The 14,987-nt window shown below is 42.0% G+C and carries 27 protein-coding genes; 23 read left to right on the forward strand and 4 right to left on the reverse strand.

The window, feature by feature from the left end:
- Nucleotides 1-102: 102 nt before the first annotated feature.
- The 4 genes from ACH6C1_RS19095 to ACH6C1_RS19110 all read right to left on the reverse strand — a co-directional run bounded on the left by ACH6C1_RS19095 (nucleotide 103) and on the right by ACH6C1_RS19110 (nucleotide 3,177).
- Nucleotides 103-1,248 carry a tyrosine-type recombinase/integrase gene (locus tag ACH6C1_RS19095; RefSeq protein WP_374079920.1) on the reverse strand — a complete coding sequence of 382 codons (1,146 nt, stop codon included), beginning with the start codon at nucleotides 1,246-1,248 and terminating at the stop codon, nucleotides 103-105.
- Nucleotides 1,249-1,252: 4 nt separating this feature from the next.
- A complete protein-coding gene (locus ACH6C1_RS19100; RefSeq protein ID WP_374079922.1) occupies nucleotides 1,253-1,735 on the reverse strand; it encodes an ImmA/IrrE family metallo-endopeptidase in 483 nt (160 codons plus the stop codon).
- Between the two features lie 160 nt (nucleotides 1,736-1,895).
- Nucleotides 1,896-2,744 carry a hypothetical protein gene (locus ACH6C1_RS19105; protein ID WP_374079925.1) on the reverse strand — a complete coding sequence of 283 codons (849 nt, stop codon included), beginning with the start codon at nucleotides 2,742-2,744 and terminating at the stop codon, nucleotides 1,896-1,898.
- Nucleotides 2,745-2,784: 40 nt separating this feature from the next.
- On the reverse strand, nucleotides 2,785-3,177 hold the full coding sequence (locus tag ACH6C1_RS19110; protein WP_374079928.1) for a helix-turn-helix domain-containing protein: 393 nt from the start codon (nucleotides 3,175-3,177) through the stop codon (nucleotides 2,785-2,787).
- A 156-nt stretch (nucleotides 3,178-3,333) separates the two neighbouring features.
- Between ACH6C1_RS19110 and ACH6C1_RS19115 the strand changes: the two genes are divergently transcribed.
- From ACH6C1_RS19115 to ACH6C1_RS19225, 23 genes are all read left to right on the forward strand, one after another.
- A complete protein-coding gene (locus tag ACH6C1_RS19115; protein ID WP_374079930.1) occupies nucleotides 3,334-3,573 on the forward strand; it encodes a helix-turn-helix transcriptional regulator in 240 nt (79 codons plus the stop codon).
- Nucleotides 3,574-3,737: 164 nt separating this feature from the next.
- Entirely contained in the window at nucleotides 3,738-4,517 is a 780-nt protein-coding gene (locus tag ACH6C1_RS19120) for an antA/AntB antirepressor family protein (protein ID WP_374079932.1), read from the forward strand.
- A complete protein-coding gene (locus ACH6C1_RS19125) occupies nucleotides 4,518-4,835 on the forward strand; it encodes a hypothetical protein (protein ID WP_374079935.1) in 318 nt (105 codons plus the stop codon).
- A gap of 23 nt (nucleotides 4,836-4,858) precedes the next feature.
- A complete protein-coding gene (locus ACH6C1_RS19130; RefSeq protein ID WP_374079937.1) occupies nucleotides 4,859-5,173 on the forward strand; it encodes a beta/alpha barrel domain-containing protein in 315 nt (104 codons plus the stop codon).
- A gap of 71 nt (nucleotides 5,174-5,244) precedes the next feature.
- On the forward strand, nucleotides 5,245-5,826 hold the full coding sequence (locus ACH6C1_RS19135) for a calponin homology domain-containing protein (RefSeq protein WP_374079940.1): 582 nt from the start codon (nucleotides 5,245-5,247) through the stop codon (nucleotides 5,824-5,826).
- Nucleotides 5,823-6,113 carry a hypothetical protein gene (locus ACH6C1_RS19140; protein WP_374079943.1) on the forward strand — a complete coding sequence of 97 codons (291 nt, stop codon included), beginning with the start codon at nucleotides 5,823-5,825 and terminating at the stop codon, nucleotides 6,111-6,113. Before ACH6C1_RS19135 ends, ACH6C1_RS19140 begins: the two co-directional genes overlap by 4 nt.
- Before the next feature lie 173 nt (nucleotides 6,114-6,286).
- Nucleotides 6,287-6,571 (forward strand): hypothetical protein, encoded by a 285-nt coding sequence (locus ACH6C1_RS19145; protein WP_374079945.1) that lies wholly within the window; start codon nucleotides 6,287-6,289, stop codon nucleotides 6,569-6,571.
- A 34-nt stretch (nucleotides 6,572-6,605) separates the two neighbouring features.
- Nucleotides 6,606-6,869, forward strand: coding sequence for a DNA-entry nuclease (locus tag ACH6C1_RS19150; protein WP_374079948.1), 264 nt, complete (start codon nucleotides 6,606-6,608; stop codon nucleotides 6,867-6,869).
- Between the two features lie 17 nt (nucleotides 6,870-6,886).
- Nucleotides 6,887-7,147 (forward strand): hypothetical protein, encoded by a 261-nt coding sequence (locus ACH6C1_RS19155; RefSeq protein WP_374079950.1) that lies wholly within the window; start codon nucleotides 6,887-6,889, stop codon nucleotides 7,145-7,147.
- Nucleotides 7,148-7,296: 149 nt separating this feature from the next.
- Complete coding sequence (locus tag ACH6C1_RS19160) at nucleotides 7,297-7,476, forward strand: hypothetical protein (RefSeq protein WP_374079952.1); 180 nt, start codon at nucleotides 7,297-7,299, stop codon at nucleotides 7,474-7,476.
- 93 nt (nucleotides 7,477-7,569) lie between these two features.
- Entirely contained in the window at nucleotides 7,570-7,809 is a 240-nt protein-coding gene (locus ACH6C1_RS19165; RefSeq protein ID WP_374079955.1) for a hypothetical protein, read from the forward strand.
- Entirely contained in the window at nucleotides 7,772-9,754 is a 1,983-nt protein-coding gene (locus ACH6C1_RS19170; protein WP_374079957.1) for a coiled-coil domain-containing protein, read from the forward strand. The genes ACH6C1_RS19165 and ACH6C1_RS19170 overlap by 38 nt, the downstream gene beginning before the upstream one ends.
- A 1-nt stretch (nucleotide 9,755) precedes the next feature.
- The gene (locus tag ACH6C1_RS19175; RefSeq protein ID WP_374079959.1) at nucleotides 9,756-10,007 is read left to right on the forward strand and encodes a hypothetical protein; all 252 of its coding nucleotides are present in this window, start codon (nucleotides 9,756-9,758) and stop codon (nucleotides 10,005-10,007) included.
- 20 nt (nucleotides 10,008-10,027) lie between these two features.
- Nucleotides 10,028-10,801 carry a phage recombination protein Bet gene (gene bet, locus ACH6C1_RS19180; protein WP_374079961.1) on the forward strand — a complete coding sequence of 258 codons (774 nt, stop codon included), beginning with the start codon at nucleotides 10,028-10,030 and terminating at the stop codon, nucleotides 10,799-10,801.
- Nucleotides 10,798-11,499: an MBL fold metallo-hydrolase gene (locus tag ACH6C1_RS19185; RefSeq protein ID WP_374079964.1), complete on the forward strand. Its 702-nt coding sequence runs from the start codon at nucleotides 10,798-10,800 to the stop codon at nucleotides 11,497-11,499. The genes bet and ACH6C1_RS19185 overlap by 4 nt, the downstream gene beginning before the upstream one ends.
- 12 nt (nucleotides 11,500-11,511) lie before the next feature.
- Nucleotides 11,512-11,982, forward strand: a complete 471-nt coding sequence (gene ssb / locus ACH6C1_RS19190) for a single-stranded DNA-binding protein (protein WP_374079967.1) — start codon at nucleotides 11,512-11,514, stop codon at nucleotides 11,980-11,982.
- A gap of 56 nt (nucleotides 11,983-12,038) precedes the next feature.
- Nucleotides 12,039-12,191, forward strand: coding sequence for a hypothetical protein (locus ACH6C1_RS19195; RefSeq protein ID WP_374079969.1), 153 nt, complete (start codon nucleotides 12,039-12,041; stop codon nucleotides 12,189-12,191).
- Nucleotides 12,192-12,218: 27 nt separating this feature from the next.
- A complete protein-coding gene (locus ACH6C1_RS19200; protein ID WP_374079971.1) occupies nucleotides 12,219-13,022 on the forward strand; it encodes a Lin1244/Lin1753 domain-containing protein in 804 nt (267 codons plus the stop codon).
- Between the two features lie 11 nt (nucleotides 13,023-13,033).
- Nucleotides 13,034-13,846, forward strand: coding sequence for an ATP-binding protein (locus ACH6C1_RS19205; protein WP_374079973.1), 813 nt, complete (start codon nucleotides 13,034-13,036; stop codon nucleotides 13,844-13,846).
- Nucleotides 13,846-14,127: a hypothetical protein gene (locus ACH6C1_RS19210; protein WP_374079976.1), complete on the forward strand. Its 282-nt coding sequence runs from the start codon at nucleotides 13,846-13,848 to the stop codon at nucleotides 14,125-14,127. Before ACH6C1_RS19205 ends, ACH6C1_RS19210 begins: the two co-directional genes overlap by 1 nt.
- Before the next feature lie 159 nt (nucleotides 14,128-14,286).
- On the forward strand, nucleotides 14,287-14,442 hold the full coding sequence (locus ACH6C1_RS19215) for a hypothetical protein (protein ID WP_374079979.1): 156 nt from the start codon (nucleotides 14,287-14,289) through the stop codon (nucleotides 14,440-14,442).
- The gene (locus ACH6C1_RS19220; RefSeq protein WP_374079982.1) at nucleotides 14,426-14,701 is read left to right on the forward strand and encodes a hypothetical protein; all 276 of its coding nucleotides are present in this window, start codon (nucleotides 14,426-14,428) and stop codon (nucleotides 14,699-14,701) included. Before ACH6C1_RS19215 ends, ACH6C1_RS19220 begins: the two co-directional genes overlap by 17 nt.
- Nucleotides 14,702-14,782: 81 nt before the next feature.
- Complete coding sequence (locus ACH6C1_RS19225; RefSeq protein ID WP_374079984.1) at nucleotides 14,783-14,983, forward strand: hypothetical protein; 201 nt, start codon at nucleotides 14,783-14,785, stop codon at nucleotides 14,981-14,983.
- Nucleotides 14,984-14,987 lie beyond the last annotated feature (4 nt).

Here is a 14,987-nt window from a genome sequence, read left to right on the forward strand (position 1 = left end):
AGACTGGGCATATTGAGTGCGTGGCTGAAATAACCTTGAGATAGAGGGGTTTTAGAGGTACTATAAAAGGAATTGACCACATTTTGACCACATCGGTCGTGGTCAGCTCCTTTTTTTCATATATTCTTCGTAATTTTCAGTGGATCTCTTCTTCATTTTTTCAGTTACATGAGCATAAACATCACTGGTTGTTCCCATACTTGCATGTCCAAGCCTTTGCTGTAACTCTTTCATAGTTCCTCCAGATTCAAGGAAAAGAGTTGCATGCGTATGGCGTATATCGTGTATACGTATTTTAGGCACATTTGCCTTTTTAATCATACGATTAAAGATTGTGGTCAATGTTCTTGGATAAATCGGTTGACCGTCTTCTCGACAGAATACTAGATTATGATCTTTGTACTGATTTCCGAAATATATTTTCATTTCATTTTGGCGTACCCGGTGCTTGCGCAAGCTCTCGAATGCGGTACTTGTACATTTTATGCTGCGTTTTGATGATTCATTCTTGGTAGTTCCAAATCTAAAACCTTCATCATCATATACTAAACTTTCATCTATACGGATTGTCTGGTTCTCCCAATCAATATCATCCCACTTAATTGCTAACAGCTCACCACGACGAACGCCAGTATCAAGACAGATTTCGATTGCTGTTGCATAGTCGATATCAACAAACTTACCCACAGTCAGGAAAGTATTCACTTCTTCTACAGACCAAGTAACTTTCTGGCTGCGTCTTGCTCTAGGGACATCTACACGACTCATTGGATTCTTTCGCATAAGATCCCATTCTACTGCTTTGTCTAAAGCGCCATAAAGAATACCGGATATATACTCGACGTATCGAGGGGACAACCCCTCATCGACCAGACCATTAACAAAGACTTGCAAATAAGGAGGAGTAAGCTGTGAAAGCTGCTTCTCGCCTATTACTGGCAGAATGCGAAAGTCAATTGCTCGCTGGTAACTTTTTATCGTTGTATCTCTTAATTTGCGCTTGCAGTATAATTCAACCCACTTCTCAAGATACTCTTTCAATTTCATACCTGAATCAACAATGAACGTATCCATGTTAATTTCGTGTTGCACCTGGGCTGCATATTTTTCTGCATCTTTCTTCGTAGCAAAGCCCCTTTTAGTGGTCTGTTTACGTTTTCCCTTATCATCGCGACCGATGTCAACAGTAACAGACCACGTATATCCTTTACTACTCTTCTTAGCCGGTACCTTACGATAATAGGCCATAATATCAACTCCTTATCTTTTCGAGAAACATTCGATATCTTTTTCGGGCATGAGCATCGCAAACACGATAATTCTCACATATGTAAAAGGCTGCGGAATTCTCGTCAGGTGGCAGTTTGTCCCGAATAAGAATAAACGTCGGCATAAGACAATGTAAAGCGAATAATTCTGCCTTGTTCTCCTGATACTGGTACATGCTTTTGCTTAGGTTTTGTTGAGTGCCAGCGTGATGCAGTAGATGAGCCAATTCATGAAAGAAATCCGCCTGCTTTTGAATCTCTGATAGCTCTTCGTCCAAGAGTATTAGTTTTCGCTTCCTAGTCTTTACAGCTTGACTAGCAAACTCCCATTCTAGCAAATGGATGCCTAGCTTCTTTGCGATTAAATAACGATCAATCATGTCGGGTGAGGATATCCCCATCTCTTCGTAGATTCTCTGCACATTACTTTCCATGTAACTGTAGCTATAGGTTGCTTCATTTCTCATCTTGTTGCTCTCCCTCCCTAATGCGCTAAAGGCATCACATTTACATTATAGGAAAGATTATGCAGTATTTTCAGCAGTAAAATATGGTGTATATGGGATATAGATTCCAAGTGTAGGAACATATGTTCTTTTTTATTATAAAAAGAAAAGCCGTAAAAGGCTATTCTTGATATTTTATAGAGTATGCTGCGCCTTCGAAAGAATCGGCTTTCGCGGCTGCTTCGGTAGGGAATGGCGGATAGAACATTTCTACACCTGACTTAGCGTCAGCATCTAAACTTGTTTCAACTCCGCCTTCCAAAACGCCAAGGAATTCGTCACCGCTATAGACGCCTACAACCGTGCTTACTTCTTCTTGCTTCTCACCTGTAGTGTTTTCAACTTCTGCTGTAACGTTTAATCCTGTTCCCTTCACTTTACCATTTACGTTTGTGAAGTCGAGCCATTGAACCTCAGCCGTAGCAGGTATCAAGTCTATACCTAATTCAGCAGAAACATTTGTATCAATTTCAAGATCTCCAGCTGGTTCATTAACAGTAACATAAGCTATTTCCCCTGGACCAATGACATTCGGTGCCACGCTAACTGTATTCGATACAGTTGCAATACTACCATCATCTTCATTCTTAAAGGTAACTGAAGCGGCCCCAATGTCTACAGCTTTATCACTTTCGTTTTCTACACCAGCATAGTAACTGAGGTATTTAATGCCAGAGGCATCATCTTCCCAAAGGTAAGTTTTCTCAACGCCTAATGTTAGTTCAACATCAGATACATCTTCTACACCTTCCATAAATTCAGCTTGAGATTCAGCAGATCCTGTATCTTCAGTCTCTGAAGCGTTTTCCTCAGTTTCGGCATCTTTGGTTTTTTCTTCTTCAGTAGTTGCAGCATTCTTAGGTTCATCTGTGGAAGATTTATCTTCGGATGCGCTTTCGTTTCCACAAGCAGCTAAGAAAAAGGCAAGCAACGTCATTAACATCAAAGCAGACACTTTTTTCATATACACTAATGACCCCCATTGCAATAGATTTGTTTAAGCAAAATGGCTAATTATTACCCTCATCATCTTTTCTATCTAATTCCCTATTTATCTCGAAGATACGTTTTAATTGCCGAAGGTTTTCTTCAGAAGTCTTCGGTAACTCTTTGTACCAACGCTCTAATTCGGGATCACTAATGAAACTTTCGAGTTCATCTTCTTCGGTCTTTTTAGGGCTATTTGATTTACCAAGGAGATAGTCAGTAGTCACATCGAAAAAATCGGCCAGTTTTACAATAATATCTGGGTCAGGATTTGAATGACCTTTTTCATATCTATTTAATTGATACTTGGTTAATCCGATTCTATCTGCTAAGTCATACTGTTTTATATCTTTCTTCTCTCTTAATGCGGCAATTCTTTCACCTAGTATATTTTCCACAATTAACGCTACCTCCAAAAGAAATCCTCCCTTCAAATATATCACTATTGCATATTTAGCAATCATAAGTTGCTAAAAACACAATTTTTTTTATATTTTCTCTTGACGTTGCATAAAACGCAATGTAATATACAAGTATGGTTATTGCAATTTATGCAACTAGGGGGTGGTAATATGACGACTGTTGATTTAACAAAGATAAAATCTTTACGTATTAAAAACAAGATGTCTCAAGATGACATGGCAAATTTACTCGGTTTTAATACAAAATTTCCGTACCATCGAAAAGAAATTGGAAAACAAGACTTTACTGCTTTGGAGCTCCAGACAATTGCTAATCATTTTAAGCAACCAATGGAGGTTTTTTTTACGAGTAGTGTTGCAGAAAATGCAATAAATCAAGAAGTCTGCTAAATAGCAACTTCGCACACTGCACAGAGCGCCTGTAGCGAGAGGGAGCCATGACAGATGTGGTGATTAGTCGTCACCTTATAAATAGCCCCGCCAAAATACATGCAGGCCATTGCCTAGACCGGACGTTCTCTGCAGTGTGTGAAGAAAACGACAGGAGGATAACAATGAATGATTTGAAAGTTGTCGCTGATGAAATACTTCCAGTCTATGAAACAAACAAAGGTAACAAAGTTGTTAATGCTCGGGAGCTGCATGAACAGTTAATGGTTGGCAAGAAATTCGCTACATGGATTCAAGATCGAATCAATAAATATGGATTTATCAAGGGAGACGACTTTTTCCCAATTTTGGGACAAACCCATAACGGTAGGCCAAAGCAAGAATATCTGTTGCTTATGGATACAGCAAAAGAGATAGCCATGGTCGAGAACAACGAACAAGGTCGGGCTATTCGAAAATACTTCATCGAAGTCGAGAAGAAATCAAGACAGATTACAAAACCTCAATCTCAGTTAGAAATCTTGCAAGGAACGATTAATCAACTTGTCGAGCAGGACAAGCGTGTAACTCAACTAGAAAACTCTGTTTCCAATATCTCAAACATCGTTTCTATCACGAGTGTTGGTTGGAGAAACAAAGTAGAAGTGATACTTAAGAAAATCGCTCAAAAGTGGACGGGCATCGAGCCATACAGAAGCGTTAGAAGCCTTAGCTACGATCGATTTGAAAAGCGAGCAGGCTGCAATCTTAATATCCGATTAAACAATCGTAAGGAACGGGCTGCTGCTCAAGGAATGCCTAAATCATATGTAAACAAAATCAACCGACTTGATGTCATACAGGAAGAGAAACGCTTAGTCGAAATTTACATCCAAGTAGTAAAGGAAATGGCATTAGAGTTCAGAGTTGATATTAATGACTTCCAAATGGAAGAGGTCATGTGAATGAGCAATGTAGTCGAGTTTAACAGTTTTGATACTTCATCTAATGAACTTTGGAAGAAGTTCGGTGAAAGAAAGAACTTTGAAGTAAGTCTTTATCATCACAACAGGGATTCCGAACCTCACATCCACATAAATGACAGGCCCAGTTCTATAGAAATTGATCACGACGATGAAGACGGAACAATTATTGTTCTGAACTACAAAAGCTTATCGTTCACCTGGTACGAAAAAAATCACCACACCAATCTTTCGAACGGTGCAGTGGTGTTTAGTTCAAAACATGATTCAGATACTTACTGGATCATCGACTTCCACTAATACTCACAAGGGAGAGTGAGAATATGACAGCCGAAGAAATGTTGCTACTTAAGAAGCTACTACATGAGACCGTCGAACCTTTGCAAAAAGAAGTAAGGGAGCTTCGAGCAAAAGTCAGCGGCCAGCAAGATAAAGTTCTTACTAAACAGGATTTAAAGGATCGTTATCAGATAAAGGATACCAAAGCTGCTGAGCTTTTAAATCGCAAGGATTTTCCTCGCATGCCTGGTATAGGACCAGCAAAAGTAATGCTGCGGCATCTGGAAGCTTGGGAAGATCGCAATGTTGAGTGGATAAGAGAGAATGCTCTCGAACATCCAAAACTAAGTGTTATCTAATTCCATTTTATCGCGAATCAACATGAACATATACAAGCAACATTTAGCAACATTGGGAGCATGTCACTCAATTGCTTATACATTCATTATATCTACTAATCTACCAAACAATGGCAGAAAGGAAGCTGGAATTCATGTCAAAAGGAAGAGCTGGACAAGCAATTAGACAAGGGAGGAAATTACTTGATAAAACGCAACTGCAAGCCTCACTGGATACTGGCTACACACGGGAAGCAATTGGTCAGCAAGAACGAGGAGACTACAAGGTACAACCTCACATGGCTCGCTACTTTATTGAGAATGGTAATCCGTGGCCAGGCTTGGAAGCCTCCAACGAGTATCTTGGTTGGGGATTAAAAAAGCTGGACGGACCTGCAGCAGACCTTCACCGAAGCGCGGTAAAAGAGAAGGTCATCGAAGAAGCTCAAGAAATGGTGTCTGCATTAGCCAAAATGGCGACTTACAAAAGACCAAGCACACTATCGGCATTTGAACACGACAACATAGAACATGGCATGGATCAGTCAGTGGATGCTGTCAAAGCAATACTTACCTTCATCGCTGTCTGTTGCGAGGATTACGGTCTTAGCTGGAGCGACATTTGGGAGGAACACGATATGAAACTTAAATCGAGAGGATATGTGATGTCATGAATAAGATCTTAGTTGAACAATTCAAACCGTCGGACATTGTCGCTGCTGAAAAAGAGATTGTATGTATTAAAGACTTGTTACTCGAAGCAAATATGGATGTGGATGCAGGCTTTTATGAAGGTTTAATCCTCCGATTGGAGAACGCCACACGATCTGCTAAGCAACTGATGAAGATGCAAGAAGAAAAGAAGCAATCTGATGAAATCTTGCAGTTAGTCCAGGAGATAGAAGAGCAGGGACGAGTCAATGAAATGTACAGACGCTTTAAAGGTAAGGAAGCGATATGAGTCCTAAAGTTTTCTTCCCAGTAGCTTTTGGTCTGACACTTGCATTCTTATACTGCTGCATTCGATTTTTTGCATAAGAAAAGACGCGTAGCGGCGGGCACCACTAGCGTCCTTGGTTATCTCAACAAACCGATTATAACACGAATTGATTCTAATATACAGGAGGTTCTTTCATGGATAAAAAAGATGCAAAATTCATGGCTTGGAACTGGGACTATGGAAAATTTCAATTATTACCTTCTAACGAAATAGCTGAAGCAATAAATATCGCATGGAATTACGAATTTGACGTGTATGAAAGAGAAACGGAAGACCTCATATTCTCAGGAAACGATGACAACGAAGGTAACAACGACCGACTAAAAAAATACGGAATACAAGTTATCGATGATGGAAAGCATCGCAATTTGCAAAATCTAGAGACTGGAGAAATCTACAAACCAGACTGGCAAAAATAAAAAAGCCTATTAGCTGCCAAGGGAGGGCAGAGGTATGGAAGCCTTTGACGTAATAGAGGTTGAATACGACCAATTTGGCAGGATGAAAAGACATCCACTGTACCACCACAACAGCTACAATCGCACTCCTTTTACACAGGAGGAACTTGAATACATTTGCAAGTATTGGCATGCCGATCACATGGATGATCTTGGACTAGCGTTAGGGAGAACAGGCGTAAGCTTGGCGCAGCAGGTATCAAAGCTTAAGAAACAAGGTTTGTTCGATCATTACAAAAATATGAATCGTCACTGGTGACGGGATGGAGGAATCAATTGGATATCCAAAAACTAAACGAAATAAGAGCTAGTCTCGTGGCTTACCAAGAGGATGGTTCACACAATAAATACCTTGGCAGATATGTTGATGCAGAAGAAATTATCGAAATAGTGGACTTACTCAATGTATATAGAAATGCACTCATCTTTTACGCAGCGGAAGGCACATACTGCTTCGATAAGTGGGGATCACCAATCCAAAGAGATAGCGGTAATTATGCAAGGAAAGCTTTATCACTTGAAGAGAATAAGGAATGACCATCCGGTCTTCCTCAGTGAGCATAGCAGCTGGTGTGCTTACTGAGGGAGGTAGCGGAAACTGCGTCCCACGATACTGGCTGTTCATGCATTTGCAAAGGAGGGTAGTGGTTGGACCATTTTTATTTCATCGAAATAGGAGGGGTTTTATGACTGAGAATGAGAAACGCCAAGCGCAACTTATTTACTGGCAGGATGAAAGAATTAAGACCTTAGAAAAAGCACTTACGGTTTTATATGAGCAAGTTGAGATTGCAAGAGGCTCTGTAATCCCGGCTGGTTCATTTTATGCAGGCATGCAAAAAGCTGAGGAAGCATTAGGCAAATAAAAACCACCCCAAAGGGTGGCAGTCAATTACTTTTCTAATGTTCGCACCTTTAGAATAGCTGATTGGCTGGAAATTCGCAAGGGAGTGAGCTTTATGAAGGCTCCACAACATGGAGATCGTTACATTCGAATCTACTACATGCACGTTCAAGGCGGCATGAACCCAAGGGAAGCGCTGGCGGTTGTCACTAGAGTTATAGCTGGTTCATACGGGACCATGAATGACATTCGGCAGCTGATTGATGCTCATGATGCTTATCAACTAAACCAATTTAAAGAATGGGAGACGAAGCGCAATGTCCAAGATTATCAAACTGCAGCAGTTGGTTCTTAATCATTTCAAAGGGGTGAAGGAATTCACTCTTAGTGTAAACGGCCGTGATGCCAAAGTATTCGGCGACAACGAAACAGGCAAGACAACTACTTATGACGGCTTCTTATGGGCTTTGTTCGATAAGGACAGCCAGAACAAAAAGGAGTTTGGTATCAAGACAGTGGATCAGGACGGCAAGGAGCAGCATTACCTAAATCATGAAGTCGAAGTAACGCTTGTGATCGACAATAAGCCACTGACGCTGAAAAAGGTGTTCAAAGAGGAGTACACCAAAAAGCGTGGATCTGTAACTGCAGAATTCAAAGGTCATAAGACGGACTACTATTTGGACGGAGTACCAGTTAGGAAGAAAGATTACACGGACAAGGTTGCATCGATTGTGGACGAGGACATCTTTAAATTACTAACCAATCCTTCCTATTACAATGAACAGCTGAAATGGCAAGACAGAAGGGAGCTTCTTTTGGAAGTAGCTGGTGACGTATCTGACGACGATGTAATCTCCAGCAAAGAAGAGCTTGGAGGGCTGCCAGCAATCCTAAACGGACGGAGCATCGAAGATCATAAAAAAGTTATTGCTTCTAAGAAAAAAGAGATTAATAAAGAGCTCGAACGTATCCCAGTTCGGATTGATGAAGCGCGCCGTTCCTTGCCGGACACTTCTGGTTTGAATAAAGAAGAAATATCAACGGAAGTGAAACGCATTCAAAGCGAGAAAGAAGCCAAGGCAGATGAATACAACCGAATCAAGAACGGTTCTGAGGTCAGCAAGAAGCAACGCGAACTTGTTGAACTACAAGGCAACCAGTTGGACCTGGAGAATCAGCATAAGGCGAAAGAACAGCAAGGCGTGTTGGAGCTTCGCAGACAACTAAACGCTCATCAAGATAACTTGGATGATTTCAAACGTAAGCAGCGTACTGCAAAAGGCGACATCGAGGAAATGCAACATGATATTAACCGAAAAGCCGAGAAAATGAGTCAGTTGCGTACCGAATGGGGCGAAGTTAACGCCAAAACATTCAACTTTGAAGAAGACACGGTATGCTCCCTGTGCGGCCAAGCATTACCAGAAGAGAAGCTTGCGAGTCAGAAAGAAGATGCACAGGCGGCATTCAATATAGAGAAGTCAGACAAGCTTGAATTCATTCAAAGCCAAGGGCAGAAGTTGAAAGCCGAGAAAGAAGCGATCGAAGCCAAGCTTAAAACTAAGCAAGAGGAACTAACTGGACTCACAGAAGCAGTATCGCTCGAACAAAAAGACATCGATTCCCTACAGGAAAAGATTTCGAACACTGAGAGCACGTTCACAAACGTTCAAAGCACATCCGAATACCAAGAGCTTCAAGACCAGAAAAAACGTCTGGAGGAAGAGATACAGGAACTTAAACAGTCTTCTCAATCGGCTCTGGATAAAGTAACAGAGGAAGGCAAGAAGCTAGCTGGTGAAATTGAAGTCTTGCAGGCTGATCTGGCTAAGTTTAAACAGTCTGAACAGACTGCTGCCCGGATAGAAGAACTAGAACAGCAGCAACAGGAACTATCTGCTGAATTCGAAACGCTGGAAGGTGAAGAGTACCTTGCTAACGAGTTCATTAAAGCTAAAGTGAACCTTCTGGAAAGCAAAATCAACTCCAAGTTCGAGCATGCCCGATTCAAACTATTCGAGCCACAGATTAACGGCGGCTTACAAGAAGTGTGCGAGACATTGTACAAAGGCGTGCCTTACAGCAAGGGACTTAACAACGCTGCTAAGATCAATGTCGGTTTGGATATCATCAACACTCTTTCCAAGCATTACGGTATCTCAGCACCGATCTTCATTGACAATAGCGAGGCTGTCACGAAGCTGGCAGAGATAGATTCACAGGTTATCAGCTTGATTGTTTCAGAGCAGGACAAACAGCTACGAGTTGAAACAGACAAATTGCAGGAGGCTATCTGATATGACGTTTGATGTTGAAAAAGCTGTAGAGGCACAAAAAAAGTTATGTGATGAAAAGGGTTTGCCCCATTTCGCTCCTAGATTCGGAACTTGTTATAACTGCAGGACCAATATCTACGAAGAAAAGCAAAAAACACGCAAAGATTTTCTGAGCGGTGAAAATGTTTCTTACATGACTGGAATCACGGTAGAAAAAGCAGCTAGTGAATTAATTACTGGTTGCCCACATTGCAACCGAACGTACTGCGACTAAAAAATAGGAGGCTATCTAATATGTCAAATCAAGTGGCGCAACAGCAAGAAGAGAAAGTAACGGTCTGGAATAAGCAAGTCGGATTCACCGTGAATGGTGAAGAAGTTAAGTTGTCTGGAAACACAGTGATGAAGTATCTAGTTCGTGGTAATGGTCAAGTTTCTGAACAAGAAGTAGTGATGTTCACTAACCTGTGTAAATTCCAAAAGCTCAATCCGTTTTTGAATGAAGCATATCTCGTTAAGTTCGGTACTCAGCCAGCATCGATCATCGTATCGAAAGAAGCCTTTATGAAACGTGCCGAAGCCCATGCAAAATATAAAGGTTTTGAAGCCGGTATTGTGGTTGAGCGGAATGGAGAACTAGTTGATGTGGAAGGTGCAATCAAACTCAAAAATGACATCTTGGTTGGAGGCTGGTGCAAAGTTTATCGAGAAGATCGCTCTGCAGCAGTAACATCAAGGATTTCACTAGAGGAATTTTCAAAAGGCCAAGCAACTTGGAAGCAGATGCCACTAACAATGATTCGTAAGTCAGCTATTGTAAATGCTTTGCGTGAAGCTTTCCCAGAGACTTTGGGAGCTATGTATACAGAAGATGATGCTGATGTTAAACCGGATGCGGAAACGACTGCTCAGCAAGATATTAAAAGAAATGCAAATACAGAAATCATCGACATTGATCCAACAGATTCACCTAGTTTCAACACTGCAGCAGCAAAAGAAACCGAACCAGAAGATTACCAGCAGCAGGACGAGAAACAACCAGAAACATCAGGCGGTCCAGGGTTTTGATTGATATAAAGGTGCTGGCAACCGGAAGTACCGGTAACTGCTATCGGGTGACCGATGGCAGCACGCCTCTCCTTCTGGAATGTGGCATACGGTATAAATCCATCCAACAGGCACTCAATTTCAAAGTTTCGGAGATAAAGGGATGCTTAGTCACACATGAGCACAAGGATCACTGTGCTGGCGTTACGGAAGTGATGAAGCGCGGCATACCGGTTTACATGTCGCAAGGAACAGCAGAAGCGATAGATACCGATATCTATCATCCGAGGATTGTACGAGCGAAAGAACAATTCACGATCGGTACATGGACTATCCTACCGTTTGACGTACAGCATGATGTTTCAGAGCCAATGGGGTTCCTGCTAATGAATCAAGCTGGAGAGAAGCTGCTATTCGCTACAGACACCTATTACATCAAGTACAAGTTCAAAGGGCTCACGCACCTTATGGTCGAGTGCAACTACTCTATGGACATTCTCAATCAAAACATTGAGAGCGGCCAAGTGCATAAGGCAATGAAGAACAGGCTTATCAGATCACACTTTAGCTTAGAAAACATGAAGGAGTTCCTGCATGCAAATGATCTCAGCAAGCTGCAGAGCGTGCATTTGCTCCATCTGAGTGACTCTAACAGCGACGAAGCATTATTCAAAGAAGAAGTACAGAAGATCACTGGCACTATTGTGCATGTGGCATAGGGAGGAATTCAATTGTTGAACAGAGTGGTCCTTGTAGGGCGCCTGACGAAAGATCCAGATTTACGATATACACCAAATGGAGTAGCAGTAGCCAACTTTACACTGGCAGTAAACCGGCCATTCAAAAACCAATCAGGGGAAAGTGAAGCAGACTTCATCAACTGCGTAGTGTGGAGAAAGCCGGCCGAGAACCTAGCTAACTACATGAGCAAGGGTAGTTTGGTTGGAGTTGATGGAAGAGTACAGACACGCAGCTTCGATAACCAAGAAGGTAACCGGGTCTATGTAACTGAGATTGTTGCTGATAGCGTACAGTTCCTCGAATCAAAGGGTGGTAGCGGCGGTACCAACCAAAGTAATAACTCTAATTACAACAATAGCGGCGGACAGTCCAGCAGTAATAACAGCAATCAAAATGACCGAGATCCATTCAAAGATAAAGGTGAACCAATCGAAATTTCTGATGATGATTTGCCATTTTAATGCCTAGCTGTATCGGGAGCTGCAGCTAGCACTGATTCTCGAAAGGAGGGAGGGTCGTGAAGTGGACTATTAGGATTCCGGCACTAGCGGTGATGTTCTATCTAATCGGCTTGATGTTATTAGTAGTCGATTGGACATTGATGGATATACCGGAAATAGCAGAACCATTTAAACAGATCCAAGATTACGTAAGAGGATTTATGCAATAACACCTAAAGGGAGAGGTGAAAGGGAGTATGAAAGAAGCATATTACTTTTCGCACGACTCAAATGCGAGACAAGACGAAAAGATCCTTATGCTGCGAGCAGAACATGGTTGGGAAGGCTACGGTATCTATTGGGCCTTAATCGAAATGATGTTCGAAAGCACAGAAAGCGCATTACATCACAGCAAAGTTAAGGGAATTGCTGTTAGCTATAACATCGACATGGCACTGCTAAAGCAAATCATTAACACGTGCATAGAGGAGAATCTATTTCAAACAAAAGATGATCTCTTCTGGAGTGATAGTTTAATAAGACGTAAAGAGAAATTTCGTGACATAAAGAATAAGCGGTCTGAAGCTGGTAAAAAAGGTGCTGCTAAGCGGTGGGGAGATAACGAAGAAGATGGCAATGCTATGGCAAAGCCATCACAAAATCATAGCGATGATATAGCAAAAAATAGCAAAGTAAAGGAAAGGAAAGAAAATAAAAGTAAAGGAAACGAAAGTAAAGGACAGGAAAGCAAGGTCGAGAACGCTACCTCCTACCTGTCCGAAAACTTTTTCAATGCATCCTTAAAAGAAAAAGAATCCTTGTTCAGCTTTGTCGATGATCTCGGGGATGAGTTGTGCATCGAAGCTATGACACGAACTCGTATTGCTGAAAAGAAGTTGTCCTATGCTCTGGGTATCTTAAGACAATGGTATGCAAAAGGTATCCGAAATATGAAAGATGTTGAGCGTGATGATGACTTGCACAACAAAAACAGTAATATACGACAGTTCAAGCCTAGACGACAACAGCACGAATATGATCCTGCGTCTGACGCATTTTGAGGAGGTAGACTATGAAATCATTCAAAGACGCGTTCAAAAGTAGCAGTTTTGCTCAAAAGATCAAACCAGCTGGAAGCCGTAACTGCGAAACCTGCGGTAATGAATACAAAGTCTATGAAACTCCTTTTGGTGTGCAGGGTGCATGCAAGACTTGCTCTGATAACGAGCTGAAAAAGGGTCTCCCATTTATCGAAGACCTTCAAGAAAGACGTGAACGGAACTTCATCGAGAAGTTTGAGCGGGTGCCGTGGGATCTTCAAGAAGCTACTGTAAATTCATTCAAACCGGATTCCGATTATGCTTCGCAAGGAGAAGCTAGAAATTTAGTTACTCGATTCATTCAAGGGTTTGCCAACAATGAAGGGGCGTCGCTCGTATTGAGCGGTTCCCCCGGTCTTGGCAAAAGTCATCTTGCGTATGCTGCAGCTAAAGCACTGAAGAATCAGAACTACAAGGTCCTTTATATAAAAGCTTCGGATTTACTGGAATACGTCAGAGGTACCTTTTCGCCGAAATCGGAGCTTACTGAAACGCAGATATTCGACATGATATCAGGACTTGACTTGCTCGTGATGGACGATGTAGGCGCTGAGTACGTGAAAATGAACGATAATGGCTATGAAACATGGGTGTCAGATGTTCTGTGTAAAGTGTTCGATCTAAGACTCGATAAGCCAGTTATTTGTACAACTAACTATACAGAGCGGGAGCTAGCAACCAAATACGGGATGCACGGCAATCGAATTACTTCCCGGATGCTGCAGAACGCAAAAGGGATACGAATGGAAGGCAAGGATCGCAGAAAAAGGGAGGATGCATTCTGATGAAAGACCTAATCATTGCAAACAAGTACAAACTGGACGGAGACCACCTCTCAGTAACGGTAACAGAGAAGTCAGAGCGTACTGACGAGGAAACCAAAGAAGTAAAAGTGTCTTGGATTAATCCGAAGCACTACGGTTCCACAGAAAAAGCACTGGCAAGCATTCCTGATCGTGAGATTCGCAGTGGTGATGCCAGCAACATGTTTGAACTATTGGGACAGTTGTCTTGGATTAATGGGGAAATCGCCAAAGCTCTGAAAGGCGAACCAGCCAATGTGTAACATCTGCCATAAGGGAGTATTCCATTACAGGGTCGGGGCTGTAACGCAAATAAGTCCTTGCCCTAATGGCTGCCAGAAAGCAACGCCGGAAGAGTTGGATGCCAGGATTGAAAGACAGATGCAGCAGTTGCTGGCTGCTATGAGGGAGGCGCAAGCGGTATGATTCGTGTTATCGGTTTACATCCAGAGGGAGTACCCGTGGATTACGGATTCCAGGAAGGCACAATCGAAAGTGTAAGAAAAATCATGGAACAGAACGGATACAAGATTTATAGCATTCAAAAAGAGGATTCTGAAGATGCCAGCTTCAGCTGAAAAATTCAATCGAGAGAAAGCTAGTGACAAGCCGATGCTGCCACTAAAGGGACCGGGTTATTGGACGAACATGCTTGAGGACCTCGAATTCATGATTGAAACGGAAAAGCTCAATGAAATAGCAAGGCTGCATAACGAAGGATACAGACCAATGCAGATCAGCAAATGTGTAAAGAGGTTCTATCCTGAAGTCATAATTGCGCTAGTTCATCTTGCTTTGGAAGGGAAATTGGAGCGGGAGATCGCTTATGTGAAATGAACACCATGGATTATGTGATTGTCATCGTGATACCAGTAGCATTGTTTATTATCTTATGGCTTACGACAGGGGAGTGGAGGAATGAAACAAAACCTCTGGGTATGGACCGAGCTGACCCAACAAAAGAAACCGAACAGAAAAGCGGGGGATGCGGTACCGATCGGTTATTTGATCGAAGGAACGACAGAGTACCATCCACCGGCTTCCTGGATACAGAAAAACTACGTGATGAAAGTCGAAATGGAACAGACCACAATATTTGATTTTATGGACGGGAGATGAAGAG

The sequence above is a fragment of the Terribacillus sp. JSM ZJ617 genome, assembly GCF_044383785.1.
GTDB lineage: Bacteria > Bacillota > Bacilli > Bacillales > Amphibacillaceae > Terribacillus.